At 66.3% G+C, this 15,832-nt stretch carries 20 protein-coding genes and 1 pseudogene; 16 read left to right on the forward strand and 5 right to left on the reverse strand.

What is annotated here, in order from left to right; all coding sequences use genetic code 11:
• Positions 1–4: 4 nt before the first annotated feature.
• From BUA29_RS04440 to BUA29_RS04455, 4 genes are read right to left on the reverse strand one after another with little or no spacing between them, the layout of a single operon-like run.
• Positions 5–436, reverse strand: a complete 432-nt coding sequence (locus BUA29_RS04440) for a hypothetical protein (protein WP_072755418.1) — start codon at positions 434–436, stop codon at positions 5–7.
• Positions 433–1,791: a recombinase family protein gene (locus BUA29_RS04445; RefSeq protein ID WP_072755419.1), complete on the reverse strand. Its 1,359-nt coding sequence runs from the start codon at positions 1,789–1,791 to the stop codon at positions 433–435. The genes BUA29_RS04440 and BUA29_RS04445 overlap by 4 nt, the downstream gene beginning before the upstream one ends.
• Positions 1,788–2,285, reverse strand: coding sequence for a DUF2924 domain-containing protein (locus BUA29_RS04450; protein ID WP_072755420.1), 498 nt, complete (start codon positions 2,283–2,285; stop codon positions 1,788–1,790). The genes BUA29_RS04445 and BUA29_RS04450 overlap by 4 nt, the downstream gene beginning before the upstream one ends.
• The gene (locus tag BUA29_RS04455; RefSeq protein ID WP_072755421.1) at positions 2,282–2,500 is read right to left on the reverse strand and encodes a hypothetical protein; all 219 of its coding nucleotides are present in this window, start codon (positions 2,498–2,500) and stop codon (positions 2,282–2,284) included. Before BUA29_RS04455 ends, BUA29_RS04450 begins: the two co-directional genes overlap by 4 nt.
• Before the next feature lie 212 nt (positions 2,501–2,712).
• Between BUA29_RS04455 and BUA29_RS04460 the strand changes: the two genes are divergently transcribed.
• From BUA29_RS04460 to BUA29_RS12405, 16 genes are all read left to right on the forward strand, one after another.
• Positions 2,713–3,765: a helix-turn-helix domain-containing protein gene (locus tag BUA29_RS04460; RefSeq protein ID WP_024892254.1), complete on the forward strand. Its 1,053-nt coding sequence runs from the start codon at positions 2,713–2,715 to the stop codon at positions 3,763–3,765.
• A gap of 6 nt (positions 3,766–3,771) precedes the next feature.
• A complete protein-coding gene (locus BUA29_RS04465) occupies positions 3,772–4,281 on the forward strand; it encodes a PIN domain-containing protein (RefSeq protein WP_024892255.1) in 510 nt (169 codons plus the stop codon).
• A 74-nt stretch (positions 4,282–4,355) separates the two neighbouring features.
• Positions 4,356–5,567, forward strand: a complete 1,212-nt coding sequence (locus tag BUA29_RS04470; protein WP_201769619.1) for a hypothetical protein — start codon at positions 4,356–4,358, stop codon at positions 5,565–5,567.
• Positions 5,530–6,537 (forward strand): hypothetical protein, encoded by a 1,008-nt coding sequence (locus BUA29_RS04475; protein WP_024892257.1) that lies wholly within the window; start codon positions 5,530–5,532, stop codon positions 6,535–6,537. Before BUA29_RS04470 ends, BUA29_RS04475 begins: the two co-directional genes overlap by 38 nt.
• 185 nt (positions 6,538–6,722) lie before the next feature.
• Positions 6,723–6,935, forward strand: coding sequence for a helix-turn-helix transcriptional regulator (locus BUA29_RS04480; protein ID WP_024892258.1), 213 nt, complete (start codon positions 6,723–6,725; stop codon positions 6,933–6,935).
• Complete coding sequence (locus BUA29_RS04485) at positions 6,932–7,402, forward strand: hypothetical protein (RefSeq protein WP_024892259.1); 471 nt, start codon at positions 6,932–6,934, stop codon at positions 7,400–7,402. The genes BUA29_RS04480 and BUA29_RS04485 overlap by 4 nt, the downstream gene beginning before the upstream one ends.
• Before the next feature lie 5 nt (positions 7,403–7,407).
• Entirely contained in the window at positions 7,408–7,689 is a 282-nt protein-coding gene (locus tag BUA29_RS04490; RefSeq protein WP_072755422.1) for a hypothetical protein, read from the forward strand.
• Complete coding sequence (locus BUA29_RS04495; protein ID WP_072755423.1) at positions 7,686–8,543, forward strand: ATP-binding protein; 858 nt, start codon at positions 7,686–7,688, stop codon at positions 8,541–8,543. The genes BUA29_RS04490 and BUA29_RS04495 overlap by 4 nt, the downstream gene beginning before the upstream one ends.
• Positions 8,544–8,555: 12 nt before the next feature.
• The gene (locus BUA29_RS04500; RefSeq protein ID WP_072755424.1) at positions 8,556–9,152 is read left to right on the forward strand and encodes a hypothetical protein; all 597 of its coding nucleotides are present in this window, start codon (positions 8,556–8,558) and stop codon (positions 9,150–9,152) included.
• 14 nt (positions 9,153–9,166) lie between these two features.
• Positions 9,167–10,843 carry a DEAD/DEAH box helicase gene (locus tag BUA29_RS04505; protein WP_072755425.1) on the forward strand — a complete coding sequence of 559 codons (1,677 nt, stop codon included), beginning with the start codon at positions 9,167–9,169 and terminating at the stop codon, positions 10,841–10,843.
• Complete coding sequence (locus BUA29_RS04510) at positions 10,840–11,196, forward strand: DUF6511 domain-containing protein (protein WP_127478525.1); 357 nt, start codon at positions 10,840–10,842, stop codon at positions 11,194–11,196. Before BUA29_RS04505 ends, BUA29_RS04510 begins: the two co-directional genes overlap by 4 nt.
• Positions 11,197–11,206: 10 nt before the next feature.
• Positions 11,207–11,962: a PD-(D/E)XK nuclease family protein gene (locus BUA29_RS04515; protein ID WP_072755427.1), complete on the forward strand. Its 756-nt coding sequence runs from the start codon at positions 11,207–11,209 to the stop codon at positions 11,960–11,962.
• The gene (locus BUA29_RS04520; RefSeq protein WP_218587155.1) at positions 11,917–14,151 is read left to right on the forward strand and encodes an AAA family ATPase; all 2,235 of its coding nucleotides are present in this window, start codon (positions 11,917–11,919) and stop codon (positions 14,149–14,151) included. Before BUA29_RS04515 ends, BUA29_RS04520 begins: the two co-directional genes overlap by 46 nt.
• A complete protein-coding gene (locus BUA29_RS12400) occupies positions 14,148–14,933 on the forward strand; it encodes a crossover junction endodeoxyribonuclease RuvC (protein ID WP_245770504.1) in 786 nt (261 codons plus the stop codon). Before BUA29_RS04520 ends, BUA29_RS12400 begins: the two co-directional genes overlap by 4 nt.
• A gap of 1 nt (position 14,934) precedes the next feature.
• Positions 14,935–15,144, forward strand: coding sequence for a hypothetical protein (locus BUA29_RS04530; RefSeq protein WP_019562367.1), 210 nt, complete (start codon positions 14,935–14,937; stop codon positions 15,142–15,144).
• A gap of 112 nt (positions 15,145–15,256) precedes the next feature.
• Positions 15,257–15,523: a DUF6362 family protein gene (locus BUA29_RS12405; protein WP_245770505.1), complete on the forward strand. Its 267-nt coding sequence runs from the start codon at positions 15,257–15,259 to the stop codon at positions 15,521–15,523.
• A 107-nt stretch (positions 15,524–15,630) separates the two neighbouring features.
• Here BUA29_RS12405 and BUA29_RS12410 read toward each other — a convergent pair.
• Positions 15,631–15,738, reverse strand: a pseudogene (locus tag BUA29_RS12410) (integrase core domain-containing protein); the annotation flags it as partial.
• Positions 15,739–15,832: the final 94 nt, after the last annotated feature.

Below are 15,832 nucleotides of genomic sequence, written 5' to 3' on the forward strand. Positions count from 1 at the left end.
GCAATCAGCGATCGATGATGGCTCGCTGCTCATCCCACAACAGCGGCGTCCCCGACGCCAGATCAAACAGGGTCACCTCCGGCGGCAGGGTCTCGTCGAGGATGGCGGCGACGATGTCCGGCGCCAGGGTGGTGAGGTTCACCATCCGACTCACATAGGCCCGATCCATCCCCTCGCGCTCGGCCACCTCGGATAGCGTGCGCGCCTCGCCGGACTCCACCATCGCCAGCCAGCGGTGGCCGCGGGCGAGCGCGAGCTGGATCGGCGTCGGCGTGTCATCCCAGGGACGGGGCTGGACAGCGCTGCCGTCCGGAAGGGCCACGGCCTTGCGGCTGCCGCGGCGCTTGATCCGGATCGGCACAGCGATGGTAAGGCTGCCGTCGCTCGCGGTGATCACCTCTGGCTGACCGGTCTTGTCGATCAAGATTTCATTCATGCCACGGCCTCCTCAAGGGTTTCCGGGGCGGGCTCGGGGCGCAGCTCCAGGGCGAGCACCTCGATGCCGTTGGGCCGGAACCGCACCTCGATGTCGTCCGGCGAGACGATCACCTTGTCGATGAGGAGCCGCACGATGCGCTGCTGCTCGGCCGGGAAGAGCTGATCCCAAATCGCATCCAGCCGGGTCATGGCCACCGTGACCTGGGCCTCGTCCAGGGAGGGGTCGAGCCGGGCGGCGCGCTCGGCCACCCCGGCGACCATGGCCGGGGCGCGCAGCACCCGGCGCATCTGCTCCAGCACGGCGGCCTCCAGTTCACCGGCCGGCAGGCGCGGCAGCCCGGAGGCGCCGGCGTGCTCCTTGTTCTCCCGCGTCGGCAGGTAGTAGCGGTAGATACGTCCGTTCTTCTTGCGCGTGGACCAGGGCGTGAGCGCCCGGCCATCGATCCCCACGACGATCCCCTTGAGCAGGAACGGCACCCGGGCGCGGGTGTTGTTGCCTCGCACACGCGAGTTCTGCGCGAGGATCGCCTGGGCGGCATCCCACAGCCTGCGCTCGACGACGGGCGGGTGTTCGCCCGGATACCACTGATCGCGATGGCGGATCTCGCCCAGGTAGACGCGGTTGTTGAGGATCTTGTAGACGAGGCTCTTGTCGATGGGCTTGCCATCGCGCACCCGCCCGTCTTGGGTAGTCCAGGCCTTGGAGGTCACGCCGTCGAGGCGCAGCTCCTTCACGAGCAGGGTCGAGGACCCGAGCTCGACGAAGCGCTGGAAGATGTGGCGGACGATCTTGGCCTCGCGCTCGTTGGGCACCAACCGCCGGTTCTCGACGTCGTAGCCGAGCGGCGGCACGCCACCCATCCACATGCCCTTGCGCTTGCTGGCGGCGATCTTGTCGCGGATGCGCTCGCCGGTCACCTCGCGCTCGAACTGGGCGAAGGAGAGCAGGATGTTGAGCATCAACCGCCCCATCGAGGTGGTGGTGTTGAACTGCTGGGTGACCGAGACGAAGGAGACCCCGTGGCGCTCGAAGACGTCGATCATTCGCGAGAAGTCAGTCAGCGATCGCGTCAGGCGATCGATCTTGTAGACCACCACGATGTCGATCCTGCCGGCCTCGATGTCGGCCAGCAGCCGCTTGAGCGCCGGCCGGTCCATGTTGCCACCGGAGAAGGCGGGATCGTCGTAGTCGTCGGCCACCGGAATCCAGCCCTCCGCGCGCTGGCTGGCGATGTAGGCGTGGCCGGCGTCACGCTGGGCGTCGATGGAGTTGTACTCCTGGTCGAGCCCCTCGTCGGTGGACTTCCGAGTGTAGACGGCGCAGCGCAGGCGGCGCTTCAGGGCTTCGTTCATCGCCGACCTCCCTGCTTCTTCGGATTCTTCGCCTTGGCCGGTGCCTTCACGCCGAAGAAGAGCGGCCCGGACCAGCGGGTGCCGGTGATCTCGCGGGCGATCATGGACAGGCTCGGGTAGCGCCTGCCCTCGAACTCATACTGTCCGTCCTGGGCGACCGTCACCCGGTGCTCGATCCCCTGGTACTCCCGGGTGAGCACGGTGCCGGGCATCAGCCGGATGTCGCGATCGAGCTTGCGCGCCTTGCCGGTCTCCACCAGGGCCTTGATGCGCCGCTTGTTGCGCTCCAAGAGGCTGGGATCGACCTTGCGGAACTCGATCTCTTGCAGCTTGTACGCGATCCGCCGCTCCATGAACTGGCGATTGGGCGTCGGGTTGTCGCTGCCGAAGAGTTCTCGCCAAAGCGCCCTCATTTCCTCTATCGAGAGATCCGGGAGCCCGGCGATCCGGGCGACGACGCTCGGCGGGGTGGGTGGGACGGTGCTTGCCTTCATGGAGCCTCCTCCAAAGTGTTGTTGACGGGGTGGCTATGAAGGCGCTGGTGGCCGGAGAAGCCAAGCTCAAACTCGCTCTCCGCGGGGCCGCCTGCGGACTGGGCGAACACGGCCTCGCGCAGTCGGACGAGGCCGTGGGCCAGCAAGGATGCGGCTTCGCGCCGGCGCTGCTCCGGCGTCATCCGTTCGGGTGGTAGGTGGTTGATCGTGCACATCGGTATCGGTCCTGAACGTCCAACTCGCTTGATGACGAGATTGTCCGGTCAGGCCGTGACCTCGGCCATCAGGGAGTTTCGGGCCGGTGCGGACCGATGGGGGCTGGTGCGAAGGAGTTCGCGGGATCGGGTTGCGCCAAGCGAACAGAATTGGCGATGTTTACAAAACAAAGCTTCATGCGTAAACTGTAAACAAAAGAGGACGCTCCCCAATGTTTGGCGAAAGACTGAAACTGGCCCGCAAGCGCTCCGGCCTGTCCCTTCGGGGACTGGCCGATGCCATCAACCATGCGGTCAGTGCCCAGGCGATCGGCCGCTATGAGCGCAACGAGATGCTGCCCGGTTCGGCGACCGCCCTGAAACTCGCCAAGGCGCTCGGCGTCCCGCTGAGCTACCTGTTCAGCCCCTCGGAGATCCGCCTCGAGGGGGTGGAGTTTCGCAAGACCGCTGCGACCCGGGCCCAGGAGCGCGCCATGGTGGAAGCCGCCGTCCTGGACAGCCTCGACCGCTACCTGCTCGTCGAAGACCTGCTGGAGATCGGCAGCCATGTGTGGGACAAGCCCGAAGGGGCTCCCTTCAAGGTCTCCGACCTCGATGATGCGGAGACCGCCGCCGAGAGCGTCCGCAAGGCCTGGAACCTGGGTGGCGACGCGATCCCCAACGTTACCGAGCTGCTCGAAGAGCACGGCATCAAGGTGCTCAAGCTCGACTTCCCGCTCTCGGTCGACGGACTGACCTGCCGGGTGGCGCGGCCGGGCCAGGAGAAGGTACCGGTCATCGTGGGTTCGGTGGCGAAATCGGTGGAACGCCGGCGCTTCACCCTGGCTCACGAGCTCGGCCATATGGTGATGGCCATCGACGGCGACCTGGACGAGGAGAAAGCGTGCCAGCGCTTCGCCAGCGCCCTCTTGATGCCCCGGGAGGACCTGCTGTTCGAGGTCGGGCAGCGCCGCCATGCCTTCGGCTATGCCGAGATCATCGAGATCAAGCGCATGTACGGCGTCAGCGCCGCCGCCCTGATCGTCCGGCTGCGCGATCTCGGCGTCATCACCGAGGGGACCTTGCAGGCCGTGTTTCGCGGCATCGGCCGCACCTGGCGCAAGGCCGAGCCCGAGCCGCTCCCGGAAAACGAGGAACCCCGGCGCTTCCAGCGCCTGGTGCTCCGCGCCCTTGCTGAGGACATCATCTCGCTTCCCAAAGCCGCAGAGCTGCTGCGCACGAGCACGGGCGAGGTGAGCCGGATCATGTCAGGACCCGCGGAGTGACCTATCGTGCGGGTATTGGTGAGCGACGCCTCGATTCTGATTGAGCTGGCGAAATGGTCCCTCCTCGAGGCGCTCTTCAAGCTGCCGTTCGAGTTTGCGGTACCCGACGCCCTGTACGAGGACGAGCTCATCGATCTCGGTGAGATCGATCGGGAGCAGCTCAAGGGGTTGGGCCTGCGGGTCGAGTCCCTGGATGCGGAAGGCATGGCCCGGGCCGTCACTTATCAGACGGCCCGGCCCAAGCTCACCCTCCACGACTGCCTTGCCGTCACCCTGGCCGTGACGAACGACTGGCCGTTGCTGACGGGTGACAAGCGCATGCGTGCCCTCGCCGACGAAGAGCACCTCGAGGTGCACGGCGTCTTGTGGGTCATCGACCGGTTTGCCGAGCACCGCATCGTGCGCAAGCCCACGCTCGCCAAGGCGCTGCGCGGCATGCTGGACGACCCGCGGACACGGCTGCCGAATGCCGAGATCAATAAGCGGCTCGCCCTCTTCACCGCGAAGCAAGATTGAGCGGCCGGCACTGACGCCCGGAAAGGATTCTTCGTCACATGGGAGAACAAGAACGAATGAACGATGCTGAAAACTTGGCCAAGCTGCTCGGGCACCTGAAGCCCGAGCTGTTTCGCGCCTTCATGGCGGAGGAGTTCGGGCTCGTCATGCCAGAACTCGAAAAGAAGAAGACCAAGACGGAACATCGCCAAGTCATGGAGGCTGTGCTGGCCGCCTTGCCCGTACTGGAGCGGCAGAGGATCGAGGAGGTCGCCGAGAAGATCATCCTGTTGACTGACGGTGCAGGTCAGGATGTCGTCGACGGATTCCGGGACGGCATCTTCGATGATGCGGATCGTGAAGCTTTCGATGCCTTGCGCGACCAATACGAACGTGCCTTGTGGCTGTACGCGAACGCCGCCGAGATCTTCAAGGAAGCGCTGGATGCCCGGCAGGCCGACGTGTTCCGCCAGAGCGTCACGTGCTACTCGGGCTTCGTCGCGCCGAAGGCTCTCGTCATGGCCACTGATGAGAAGGCGAAGGAGGCGTTCCACGAGAACGTGGCGCGGCAGCTCGGTTGCGCCAAGGACGACGTCGCCATTCAGATCTTCAAGCGGCTGCGGCCGAACTCGCAGACCGGCGAGGACGTCGATCTGTACCAGATCAGCGTCCACAACAACCGCCCGCCCGAGATCATCGACTGCGTGCAGGCGAGCGAGTTGGTGGCCCAGGAAGTGGTTCGCGCCGTATCCTCCCACATTACCTACGAGCCGGCCAACGGCCACCTGGAGGTGCTGTCCAGGGAGACCGACGGGCGCGAGGCGCTGGCGCGTATCGCTGCGGACTGTCTGCTGCAGTCTCCCTTCTCGGGCGAGAGGATCCCGCTCAAGCAGTACGACTACCAAAGCCTCGCGGCGCCGCGCAGCTTCGACCTCTCAGGCGAAAACGTCGCCTCGGTCAAGGTGGCCGAGCTCGGCTACTCGGACTCAAACCACCGCTCGCTATTGGTGAAGATCTGGGCCAAGGACCCCGACGACATCCACACGGCCGCGAAGTCGCTGATCGGCCCATCCTTCGACTTCCGCCATCACCGCCTGACCTACGCCAGATTGTCGATCCGTTTGAAGAAGGTCGGGCGGGAGCGGGCGCGAACGATCTCCGTGATCCTGCGCGACGACAACAAGTGCAACATCAAGACCAAGCGCGAGAAGGACCGCGCGCTGTGCGATCGGCTGCTCGCCAAATGGCAGCTGGTCAAGGAGATCGGCGATGTCGTCGAAGCGCCTGTCGACGAAGTCGCTGCTTGACCTGATCGACCTGTTCGAGCGATCTCGGCAGCCGCTCGTCGATGTCGAGGGACAACGCCTACACGGCGTCCCTGGCTGGGACCTCGCACGTATGACGCGGATGCCGCCCAAGGAGCGGGATGCGTGGCTCGAATGCATCGGGTACTCCGGCTCCTACCCGGCGCCATGCCGCGACGAACACGTTCCCGTCGAACTGGAGGAAGACGACGATCCATCCCGGTACCGGTATCGCTGCCCGGAAACCTTCCGGCTGAAATTCCTCGAAGCCGCGGAAGCGGCAGTCTATGCCGTTCGCCCCACCGCGTTTCTCGGCGTGGTCGCCGACCTGCTCGACATTCCGAAGGCGCTGCGCAAAGGGATCGACTCGCCCTCAATTGATGGAGTGCTCTGGAATCTCGGCAAAGCTCGGGTCGGCCCGGCACACACTGACGTCTGGTTCGCGCGCGGCCTCGCGCAATCGGTTGAAGACATCTTCCGGCACTTCCATTCCCCGACCCTGCCGGATCAAGGCCTGATCCTGACGTCGGGACAGCCATTGCCCGAGTTCGTGCGTCCCCCCAGGAACTACCGATTCGCGGCGGTGCGCCAGGTACTCGTCGACTACGTGACAACACCCACCGTGGACATGGACCTGCTCCATCGCATCCTGGCGACGCCTGCGGACGGGATGCTTCGCCCGCTCCTACCGGTCCACTTCGACGAGTACACCAACACGCTCACCATCCGCAGCAAGAGCAACAAGCCCTGGGTGATCAAGGGCGAACGCCAAGCGGCGGCCGTCCGCTACATGTACGAGCAGGCAATGAACGACCGTTGGCTGTTGCCAGCCGGCGAAATCTTGGGGGCCGCATACCCGGACAAGAAAACCGCCCGCAGCCAGCGCATGCAGAACCTCTTCAGCGGCAACACCGAGTGGGAGGACTACATCGCCAACCCCGAGAAGGGCAAGTACGGGTTCCTGCTCGACTGACCCCAGCATCTTCCCGTCCCTGTTCCGCATGACCGCCTTCGGGCGGTTTTTTGTTTTCTGTGGCCCGTATTTCCCCGTTTCGGCCGGGCCCGTACATCCGCCCGTACATGGTGGTGGCGGACGCCCGCACATCACGAATCCGACACTGACCTCACGTTTTCGCAATCACCCGAAAGGAGAAAAACGTGAGTATCAAACACCTCAACCAACGCCAACTGGCCGACCGTTGGGGCGTCAGCGAAGCCACCTTGGAACGCTGGCGCTCCGAAGGGATCGGGCCGGTCTTTCTGAAGATCCAAGGCCGCGTGCTCTACCGCGTCGAGGACGTCGAGTCCTACGAGGCGGAGTGCCTGCGCAAGAGCACCTCCGAGCGCGTCGGCGCGGGAGGTGTCGCATGAGCCGCCTCACCCCCGACCAGGTTCTCGCCACGCCGGCCGGCGAGCTGGCCGCGCTGCAAAGCGAGGCGCTGTTCCAGCTGAAGAACGATGCCGCCGATCTGCTCTCGGTGGCCCGCGCCATCGTCGAGCACATCGACCGGGCACTCGAACTGAAATACGCCGACCGCGCCCATGCCCTGCGCCTGGCCGCCGGCAAGGACACCGGCATCGTGCATTTCGATGACGGCCACGTGCGCGTCACTGCCGACCTACCCAAGCGGGTCGAGTGGGATCAGCGGCGCCTTGCCGAGGTCGTTCGCCGCATCGCCAACGGCGGCGAGGACCCGGCCGAGTACGTCGAGATCAGCTATCGCGTCTCGGAAACCAAGTTCAACGCCTGGCCGGAGTCGCTGAAGAGCGCCTTCGCGCCCGCCCGCACGCTCAAGACCGGCAAGCCCGGCTTCCGCCTCGCCCTGATGAAGGAGTGACCGCCATGTTCAAGAACCGCACTTTGCTCGAGAAGCTGAAGAACAAGCATCCCTACCTGCTGGACGAGTTGCCGGCCACGGTCCGCGTGGATGGTATCGAGATGCCGCTCGAAAGCGCCACCCTGGACCAGATCGCCTTCGCCGTCATCGCCCTCGAAAACGAGGTCCGGCCCATCAGTCGCCGCATGAACGCCTTGCGGGAGCTCTACGACCTCGCCCGTAAACGCGGTGCACTCGGCGCGCACCGGATCGGAGACGCCATCGCCGACAAGGAGGGCCGCTCATGAGCCTTCCCATCATCTCCGCCGACCAGCGCCTGGCCGAGAAGCGCGGCGTCAAGGGCGTGCTGGTCGGCAAGAGCGGCATCGGCAAGACCTCGCAGCTCTGGACGCTGGCGCCCGAGGCCACCCTGTTCTTCGACCTCGAGGCGGGCGATCTCGCCGTCGAAGGATGGGCCGGCGACACGATCCGGCCGCGCACCTGGCAGGAATGCCGCGACTTCGCGGTGTACATCGGCGGGCCGAACCCGGCGCTGCGCGACGACCAGCCGTTCAGCCAGGCCCACTTCGACGCCGTCTGCGCCCGCTTCGGCGACCCCAGCGTGCTCGACAAGTACGAGACCGTGTTCGTCGACTCGATCACCGTCGCCGGGCGTCTGTGTCTGCAGTGGTGCAAGGGCCAGCCGCAGGCCTACTCCGAGAAGACCGGCAAGCCCGACCTTCGCGGGGCCTACGGCCTGATGGGCCAGGAGATGATCGCCTGGCTCACCCACCTGCAGCACACGCGCGGCAAGAACGTGTGGTTCGTCGGCATCCTCGACGAGCGACTCGACGACTTCAATCGCCGCGTCTTCCAACTGCAGATCGACGGTTCCAAGACCGGGCTCGAGCTGCCGGGCATCGTCGACGAGGTGGTGACGCTGGCCGAGCTCAAGGCCGACGACGGCACCGCCTACCGCGCCTTCGTCTGCCACACGCTCAATCCCTGGGGCTACCCCGCCAAGGACCGCTCCGGCCGCCTGGACCAGATCGAGGAGCCGCATCTTGGCCGGCTGATGGCCAAGATCGCCAGCCCCGCGCGCCCCGCCCTCGAACGCCTCGACTTCGCGCGCCCCGCGCCTTCCGAACCCGTACAGCAATAAGGAGCCACGACCATGAGTTATTTCGATTTCAACGATGCCAACGAGCAGTCTTCGTTCGACCTGATCCCCAAGGGCACGCTGGTGCGCGTGCGCATGACCATCCGCCCCGGCGGCTTCGACGATGCGAGCCAGGGCTGGACCGGCGGCTACGCCACCCGCAACGACAACACCGGTTCGGTGTACCTCAACTGCGAGTTCGTCGTGATGGAGGGCGAGTACGCCCGCCGCAAGATGTGGTCGCTGATCGGCCTCCATAGCCCCAAGGGCCCCGAGTGGGCCAATATGGGCCGCGCCTTCGTCAAGGCGATCCTGAACTCCGCGCGCGGCGTCCATCCGGGCGACGCCAGTCCCCAGGCCCAGAACGCCCGGCGCATCGCCGGGTTCGCCGACCTCGACGGCATCGAGTTCCTCGGCAAGGTCGATTGGGAGAAGGACCAGAACGGCCAGGACAAGGCAGTCATCAAGCAGGCGATCCAGCCCGATCACAAGGACTACGCCGCATTGATGGGGGCAGCGCGTGCACCGGTGCCGTCGACCACCACCCCGAACGCCTATGCCCAGGCTACGGGTCGCGCTCCGGTCACGGGCCGCCCGAGCTGGGCGCAGTAAGGGGGGCTGCGGGCATGATGCTTCGTCCCCGTCAGGCCCTGCTGGTGGAGCGCTCGCTCGCCGCGCTCTACCTGCACGGCAACACCCTGGCCATCGGCCCGACCGGCTCCGGCAAGACCATCATGCTGTCGGCGGTCGCCGGCGGCGTGTTGGAGGAGCCCGACGCGAAGGCCTGCATCCTCGCGCACCGCGATGAGCTCACCGCCCAGAACCGGGAGAAGTTCGGCCGGGTCAATCCGGGCGTCGCGACCTCGGTGTTCGATGCCAAGGAGAAGTCCTGGGCCGGGCGCGCCACCTTCGCGATGGTGCAGACGCTCTCACGCGACGCGCATCTCGACGCGATGCCCACGCTCGATCTGCTGGTGGTCGACGAGGCGCACCATGCCGCCTCGCCGTCCTATCGGCGCGTGATAGATCGCGTGCTGTCGCGCAACCCCAGGGCGCTGATCTTCGGCGCCACGGCCACGCCCGCACGCAGCGACGGCAAGGGGCTGCGGGAGGTCTTCAGCAACGTGGCCGACCAGATCACCCTGGGCGAGCTCATCGCCTCCGGCCATCTGGTGCCGCCGCGCACCTTCGTCATTGATGTCGGCGCGCAATCGGCCCTCGCCCAGGTGCGCCGCACCGCCACCGACTTCGACATGACCGAGGTGGAGGCGATCCTCAACAGGACGCCGATCACCGACGCGGTGATCCGTCATTGGCGCGAGAAGGCCGGCGACCGCAAGACCATCGTGTTCTGCTCCACCGTGGCCCACGCGCAGTGCGTGGCCGACGCCTTCGTCGCCGCCGGCGTTCGCGCCGTGCTGATCCACGGTGATCTGTCGGACGCCGAGCGCAAGGTGCGCCTGGCCGAGTACGAGACCGGCGAGGCGCAAGTCGTCGTCAACGTGGCGGTGCTGACCGAGGGCTACGACTACACGCCCACGTCCTGCGTGGTGCTGCTGCGACCGAGCTCGCACAAGTCGACACTGACCCAGATGATCGGTCGTGGGCTGCGCACCGTCGATCCGGCCGAGCATCCCGGCGTGGTCAAGACCGATTGCATCGTCCTCGACTTCGGCACCGCGACCCTCATGCACGGCTCGCTGGAGCAGGAGGCCAACCTGGACGGCCACCAGCACCAGGGGCAGGCGCCCACCAAGGAGTGCCCCTCCTGCGAGGCATTGGTCCCGCTCGGCTGCCGCGAATGCCCACTGTGCGGCTTCGAGTGGACCATTGATCCGGCCGAGCAGGCGGAAGCCATGGACGACTTCGTCATGACGGAGATAGACCTGCTCAAGCGCTCCAACTTCCGCTGGTGCGATCTCTTCGGCTGCGACGATGCCTTGATGGCCACCGGCCTCCAAGCCTGGGGCGGCATCTTCTTCCTCAACGGGCGCTGGCACGCGGTCGGTGGCGGCCGGAGTCTTCCGCCCCGTCTGCTGGCGGTCGGCGACCGCAGCGTCTGCATGGCCAAGGCGGACGACTGGCTCAACGACAACGAGTCCCTCGACACCGCCCACAAGACCCGCCGCTGGCTCAACGAACCGCCCACCGAGAAGCAGCTGCGCTACCTGCCGCAGGCCATGCGCGCCGACTTCGGGCTCACCCGCTACCAGGCCTCGGCGCTGCTCGCGTTCCAGTTCAACAAGTCGTCGATCCATCGCCTTGTGCTGGCAGCCAACGACGAACACCGGAGGGCGGCGTGATATGCGCGATCTGCGGACGAGAGGGACGCGGCTTCTGCTGGCTGTCGCCGAGGAACGGCTCGCGTGCGCCGGACGGCAAGCGCCTGTTCAAGCGCTTCTGCTCCATGCGCTGCCAGGACATTCATCTGCAACGACTGAAGGCGGGAGGCGGTGTCGTGATCGATCCCACCCATAACGAGAAGGCCGCCATGGAGGCGGTCCTGCCCTCGCTCGGCGAGTACGTGGCGTCCATCGGCATGGACCGGTCGCTCGCGAGCTACACCCGGGAAGAGGTCCTGCAACTGGTCGATGTGGTGCTCACCGCCTACTTCGACAACCTGCGGGAGCGCACGCCCGACGATGTGCCGTTTTGAGGAGGCGGTGATGCTCGATTACAACCACCGCCCCAGGTTCCACGAGCGCGTCAACGCTGTCATCGACGAAGCGCTGGCGCGTGAACGGGCAGCACAGGTATCTCGGACCTACCTCGGTGCCTCCCGGCTCGGCGTGGCCTGCGAGCGCGCCCTGCAGTACGAGTACGCCCAGGCCGCGGTCGATCCGGGGCGCGAGCTGCCCGGGCGGGTGTTGCGGGTGTTCGAGGTCGGCCATGCCCTGGAGGATCTGGCGATCCGCTGGCTGCGCCTCGCCGGCTTCGAGCTCTACACCCGCAGGGCCGATGGGGAGCAGTTCGGTTTCTCCGTCGCCGGCGGACGCATCCAGGGGCACGTCGACGGGATTCTCGCCGCCGGCCCTGCCGACATCGAGCTTGCTTATCCCGCGCTGTGGGAGTGCAAGACGATGAACGACAAGTCCTGGCGCGAAACCGTCAAGCAGGGTGTGGCGCGCGCCAAGCCGATCTATGCCGCGCAGATCGCCGTCTACCAGGCCTACATGGAAGGCGCCGTGCCGGGCATCGCGAGCAATCCCGCGCTGTTCACCGCCATCAACAAGGACAGCGAGGAGATCTGGTTCGAACTCGTACCGTTCGATGGCGGGCTCGCGCAGCGCATGTCGGACCGGGCCGTGCGCGTCATCACCGCCACCGAGGCGGGCGAGCTACTGCCCCGACACGCCAGTACGCCGACCCATGTCACATGCAAGTCGTGCCCTTGGCAGGACCGGTGTTGGGGGTCGGCTTGATGGCAGACGTCATTTGGCTCGACTACAACGACGCACCCGAACAGCAGGGAATGGCACTCCCCGATACCGATTCGCTGCGCCGAGGCCTGCTCGAGCGCCTGGAGGCGGTGCTGCTCTACCTGTTCCCGCAGGGCCGCATCCGCGGCGGTAAATTCTATGTCGGCGATATCGACGGCAATCGCGGCAAGAGCCTGGTGGTCGAGCTCGATGGTGAACGGCGTGGGCTGTGGAAGGATTTTGCGACCGACGAAGGCGGCGACGTCATCGATCTGTGGGCCCGTTCCCGTGGACTCTCCGCCCGGCACGACTTCCCCCGGATCGCGGAGGAAATCCGTCAATGGCTCGGGCTTGCACCATCCATCGGTCACACCCCGGAGCGATCGAATGCCCGCAGCGCCCCCGTCGACGAACTCGGCCCTTATACCGCCAAGTGGGACTACCTCACGGCGGATGGCAGACTGATCGCCTGCGTCTACCGCTACGACCCGCCCACCGGCAAGGAGTACCGCCCCTGGGACGTGCGCGCCCGCATGTGGCGCGCCCCCGATCCGCGTCCGCTCTACAACCTGCCGGCCGTGGCCAATGCGCGTGACGTGGTGCTGGTCGAGGGCGAGAAGGCGGCTTGCGCCCTGATCGGGACGGGCATCACGGCGACCACGGCCATGAACGGCGCGCGGGCGCCGATCGACAAGACCGACTGGACGCCGCTCGCGGGCAAGCACGTGCTGGTCTGGCCGGATCGCGACGTCCCGGGCTGGGACTACGCGGAGAACGCCGCCCGTGCCTGCGTGACGGCGGGCGCGGCGTCGGTCGCCATCCTCGTGCCGCCCATGGATAAACCGGACAAGTGGGACGCGGCCGATGCCGTGGCCGAGGGCTTCGACTGCGCCACCTTCATTCGTGAGGGCGAGCGCAGGGTCGTCAAGGGGGCGGCGCCGACACTGCCGACCTTCACCCTGGGTGCGCTGCTCGACGACGACTCGCCGTTGCCGCCCGATCTCATCGCACCGCGCGTGCTCACACCCGGCGGCCTGCTGGTATTCGGCGGTGCGCCCAAGGTCGGCAAGAGTGACTTTCTGCTCGCATGGCTCACGCACATGGCGGCGGGCGCCACCTTCCTCGCCATGACGCCGCCGCGCCCGCTGCGGGTGTTCTATCTGCAAGCCGAGGTGCAGTACCACTACCTGCGCGAGCGTGTGAAGGAGATCCGCCTACCGCCCAGTCGCATCGGTGAAGCGCGCGTCAACTTCGTCGCCACGCCGCAGCTGCGGCTGATCCTGGACGACGCCGGCCTCGCCCAGGTCATCCCCGCGATCAAGCAGGCCTTCGGCGACGAGCTGCCGGACATCATCGCCATCGACCCCATCCGCAACGTCTTCGACGGCGGGGAGTCCGGCGGCGAGAACGACAACGCGGCGATGCTCTACTTCCTGTCGCAGCGGGTCGAACGCCTGCGCGATGCGGTGAACCCGGACGCCGGCATCGTGCTGGCCCACCACACCAAAAAACTCGGCAAGAAGCAGTTCGAGGAGGACCCGTTCCAGGCGCTGGCCGGGGCCGGCAGCCTGCGCGGTTACTACACCACCGGCATGCTGCTGTTTCGACCGGACGAAACGCGAACCACGCGCCAGCTCTTCTTCGAGCTGCGCAACGGTGCCGCCATCCCGTCGATGCACGTGGACAAGATCCAGGGCGAGTGGCGGGAGGTGGATGCCAACGCGCGGCTGGTGATGAGGGACTATGGCGAGCGCCTCGATGCCGAGCGCCGGCGCAAGCGCGACGCCATCCTGCAGATCCTGTTCGACGAGGCGGCCCAGGGGCGCTGCTACACCGCCAACCAGTTCGCCGAATCCTTCGAAGGCAAGGCCGGTCTGGGCGGCGAGCGCACCATCCGCGAGCGCCTCTCTGCGCTTTCGACCCAGGGTTACATCAAGTACTTCCGCAACGCACAGGACTATGGCCTGCCACGCATCGGCCGCACCAAGTACGGCTACCTGTGCGTCGAGGGCATGGTGCTGCGCATACCGGCGGGCGAGCCCGATCCCGACACCGGCGAAGTGCCGCTGCGCGAGCTACCGGTATTACCTACCCACTTCAAATGCCCGCAATCGGGGGCCGCATTGCCGGTCGAGAACCCCGAGGTGTGGGTTTACCAAGACGACTTCATCGACCCGCAGGAGGACGCATGAACACGCGCAGGCAAGTTGGCAAAAATTCTGCCAACTGGAACCCGAATTTTGCCAACTGGATTCAGTTGGCAAACGTCTGCCAACTGGAAAATCAAAAAAATCAATGCATTACAGATCAGTCGGCAAGTTGGCAGTTGGCAACGCCTGCCAATTTGCCAACTGAGCTAACACCATGTTTTTACTTACCTTTCGGGGATTTCCCAGTTGGCGAAAACTCCCTCCCCCCTTCGGGGGGAGAGGACCACGTCGTGTCCTCTCCCCCGACCCGAAGGGGTCTGCCCGGTTTGGGTGATAGGGGCCGAGAACCCGGTGCAGCGATCCTGAGCCTCGACCTCGGCACGCGGACCGGCTGGGCGCTGCTCGGCCGTGACGGCTCCATCACCAGCGGCTCGGAGTCCTTCAAGCCCCAGCGCTTCGAGGGCGGCGGCATGCGCTACCTGCGCTTCAAGCGCTGGCTCACCGAGGTCAAACAATCGGCGGACGGGCTGGATGCGGTGTACTTCGAGGAGGTCCGCCGCCACGCCGGAGTGGATGCCGCCCACGCCTACGGCGGCTTCATGGCCCAGCTGACCGCCTGGTGCGAGCACCACGGCATCCCGTACCAGGGCGTGCCGGTGGGCACGATCAAGAAGCACGCCACCGGTAAGGGCAATGCGAGCAAGGACGAGATGATGGCGGCCATGCGCGCGCGCGGCTACCTGCCCACCGACGACAACGAAGCCGACGCGCTGGCCCTGCTGCACTGGGCCATCCAGCATCACGACGCGGCGCAGGAGGCGTGAGATGGACATCCCGACCCCTCGCTACCGCTGCCCGCTGGGGCGCCTGCAGCCCGAGCCGATGGACGTGGAGGCCGTCAAGCGCCGCGGCTGGCGCGAGCAACGCCTGCTCGTCGTCTCCCTCGAGGACGACCGGCTCGACTGGATGGAACGCGAGCTGATCCGCCGAATCGGCGAGCGGCTCTACGGTGCACGGGAGGCGCGCCATGGCTGAGTGGACCGTCGAGCGTGTGGCCGAACGCTTCCGGGAGGCGGCCATCACCGCCCACCGCCTGCCGCCCGTGCGCGTGCAGGGCTACTTCAACACCTGGCCCGCGATCCGGCGCATGCCCTGGGAGACGCTGGGGGCCGAACCCACGATCCGGCGCTTCCCACCCAGCCCTGAGGCTATCGAGCGCATGCTCGAGACCATGCGCTGGGTCTTGTGGCTGGAGGAAGAGGAACGGCATCTCGTGTGGATGCGCGCCGAGCGCCACCGCTGGCGCGACATCTGCGCCCGCTTCGGCTGCGACCGGACCACCGCCTGGCGGCGGTGGCAGCGGGCGCTCTCGATCGTAGCCGACCGTCTGAACGGAGAGCAAGGAACTGTATGAGTCCACCACCTTTGGCACTCGGGTTGGTGCTGGAGCAGGAAGTGTAGCGGGGGTCGCTGGCCGAGGGCGTGGTGGGGGCGCTCGGCGTTGTAGAAGACGAGCCAGTTGGCCAGCTGCTGGTTGAACGCATCCAGGTCGGTAAAGAGCAGGTCTTCGTGGTAGTCCACGAAGGACTCCTGCACGGTTCGATTGAAGCGTTCGACATGCGCGTTCATCTTGGGTGTCTTGGGATACGTGTACCAGCGCTGGATCCCCTGCGTGGCGAGCGCCTTGGAGAAGTCGGCCTCGAACTCGGAGCCGTTATCGGAG

The organism is Thermomonas hydrothermalis (assembly GCF_900129205.1).
In the GTDB taxonomy this organism is placed as follows: Bacteria; Pseudomonadota; Gammaproteobacteria; order Xanthomonadales; family Xanthomonadaceae; genus Thermomonas; species Thermomonas hydrothermalis.

What these genes read in the sequence shown, in the direction of transcription:
- BUA29_RS04440 (WP_072755418.1), bottom strand. Translation starts at nt 436, where the DNA reads ATGAATGAAATCTTGATCGACAAGACCGGTCAGCCAGAGGTGATCACC.
- BUA29_RS04445 (WP_072755419.1), bottom strand. Translation starts at nt 1,791, where the DNA reads ATGAACGAAGCCCTGAAGCGCCGCCTGCGCTGCGCCGTCTACACTCGG.
- BUA29_RS04450 (WP_072755420.1), bottom strand. Translation starts at nt 2,285, where the DNA reads ATGAAGGCAAGCACCGTCCCACCCACCCCGCCGAGCGTCGTCGCCCGG.
- BUA29_RS04455 (WP_072755421.1), bottom strand. Translation starts at nt 2,500, where the DNA reads ATGTGCACGATCAACCACCTACCACCCGAACGGATGACGCCGGAGCAG.
- BUA29_RS04460 (WP_024892254.1), top strand. Translation starts at nt 2,713, where the DNA reads ATGTTTGGCGAAAGACTGAAACTGGCCCGCAAGCGCTCCGGCCTGTCC.
- BUA29_RS04475 (WP_024892257.1), top strand. Translation starts at nt 5,530, where the DNA reads ATGTCGTCGAAGCGCCTGTCGACGAAGTCGCTGCTTGACCTGATCGAC.
- BUA29_RS04485 (WP_024892259.1), top strand. Translation starts at nt 6,932, where the DNA reads ATGAGCCGCCTCACCCCCGACCAGGTTCTCGCCACGCCGGCCGGCGAG.
- BUA29_RS04490 (WP_072755422.1), top strand. Translation starts at nt 7,408, where the DNA reads ATGTTCAAGAACCGCACTTTGCTCGAGAAGCTGAAGAACAAGCATCCC.
- BUA29_RS04495 (WP_072755423.1), top strand. Translation starts at nt 7,686, where the DNA reads ATGAGCCTTCCCATCATCTCCGCCGACCAGCGCCTGGCCGAGAAGCGC.
- BUA29_RS04500 (WP_072755424.1), top strand. Translation starts at nt 8,556, where the DNA reads ATGAGTTATTTCGATTTCAACGATGCCAACGAGCAGTCTTCGTTCGAC.
- BUA29_RS04505 (WP_072755425.1), top strand. Translation starts at nt 9,167, where the DNA reads ATGATGCTTCGTCCCCGTCAGGCCCTGCTGGTGGAGCGCTCGCTCGCC.
- BUA29_RS04515 (WP_072755427.1), top strand. Translation starts at nt 11,207, where the DNA reads ATGCTCGATTACAACCACCGCCCCAGGTTCCACGAGCGCGTCAACGCT.
- BUA29_RS04520 (WP_218587155.1), top strand. Translation starts at nt 11,917, where the DNA reads ATGCAAGTCGTGCCCTTGGCAGGACCGGTGTTGGGGGTCGGCTTGATG.
- BUA29_RS12400 (WP_245770504.1), top strand. Translation starts at nt 14,148, where the DNA reads ATGAACACGCGCAGGCAAGTTGGCAAAAATTCTGCCAACTGGAACCCG.
- BUA29_RS04530 (WP_019562367.1), top strand. Translation starts at nt 14,935, where the DNA reads ATGGACATCCCGACCCCTCGCTACCGCTGCCCGCTGGGGCGCCTGCAG.
- BUA29_RS12405 (WP_245770505.1), top strand. Translation starts at nt 15,257, where the DNA reads ATGCCCTGGGAGACGCTGGGGGCCGAACCCACGATCCGGCGCTTCCCA.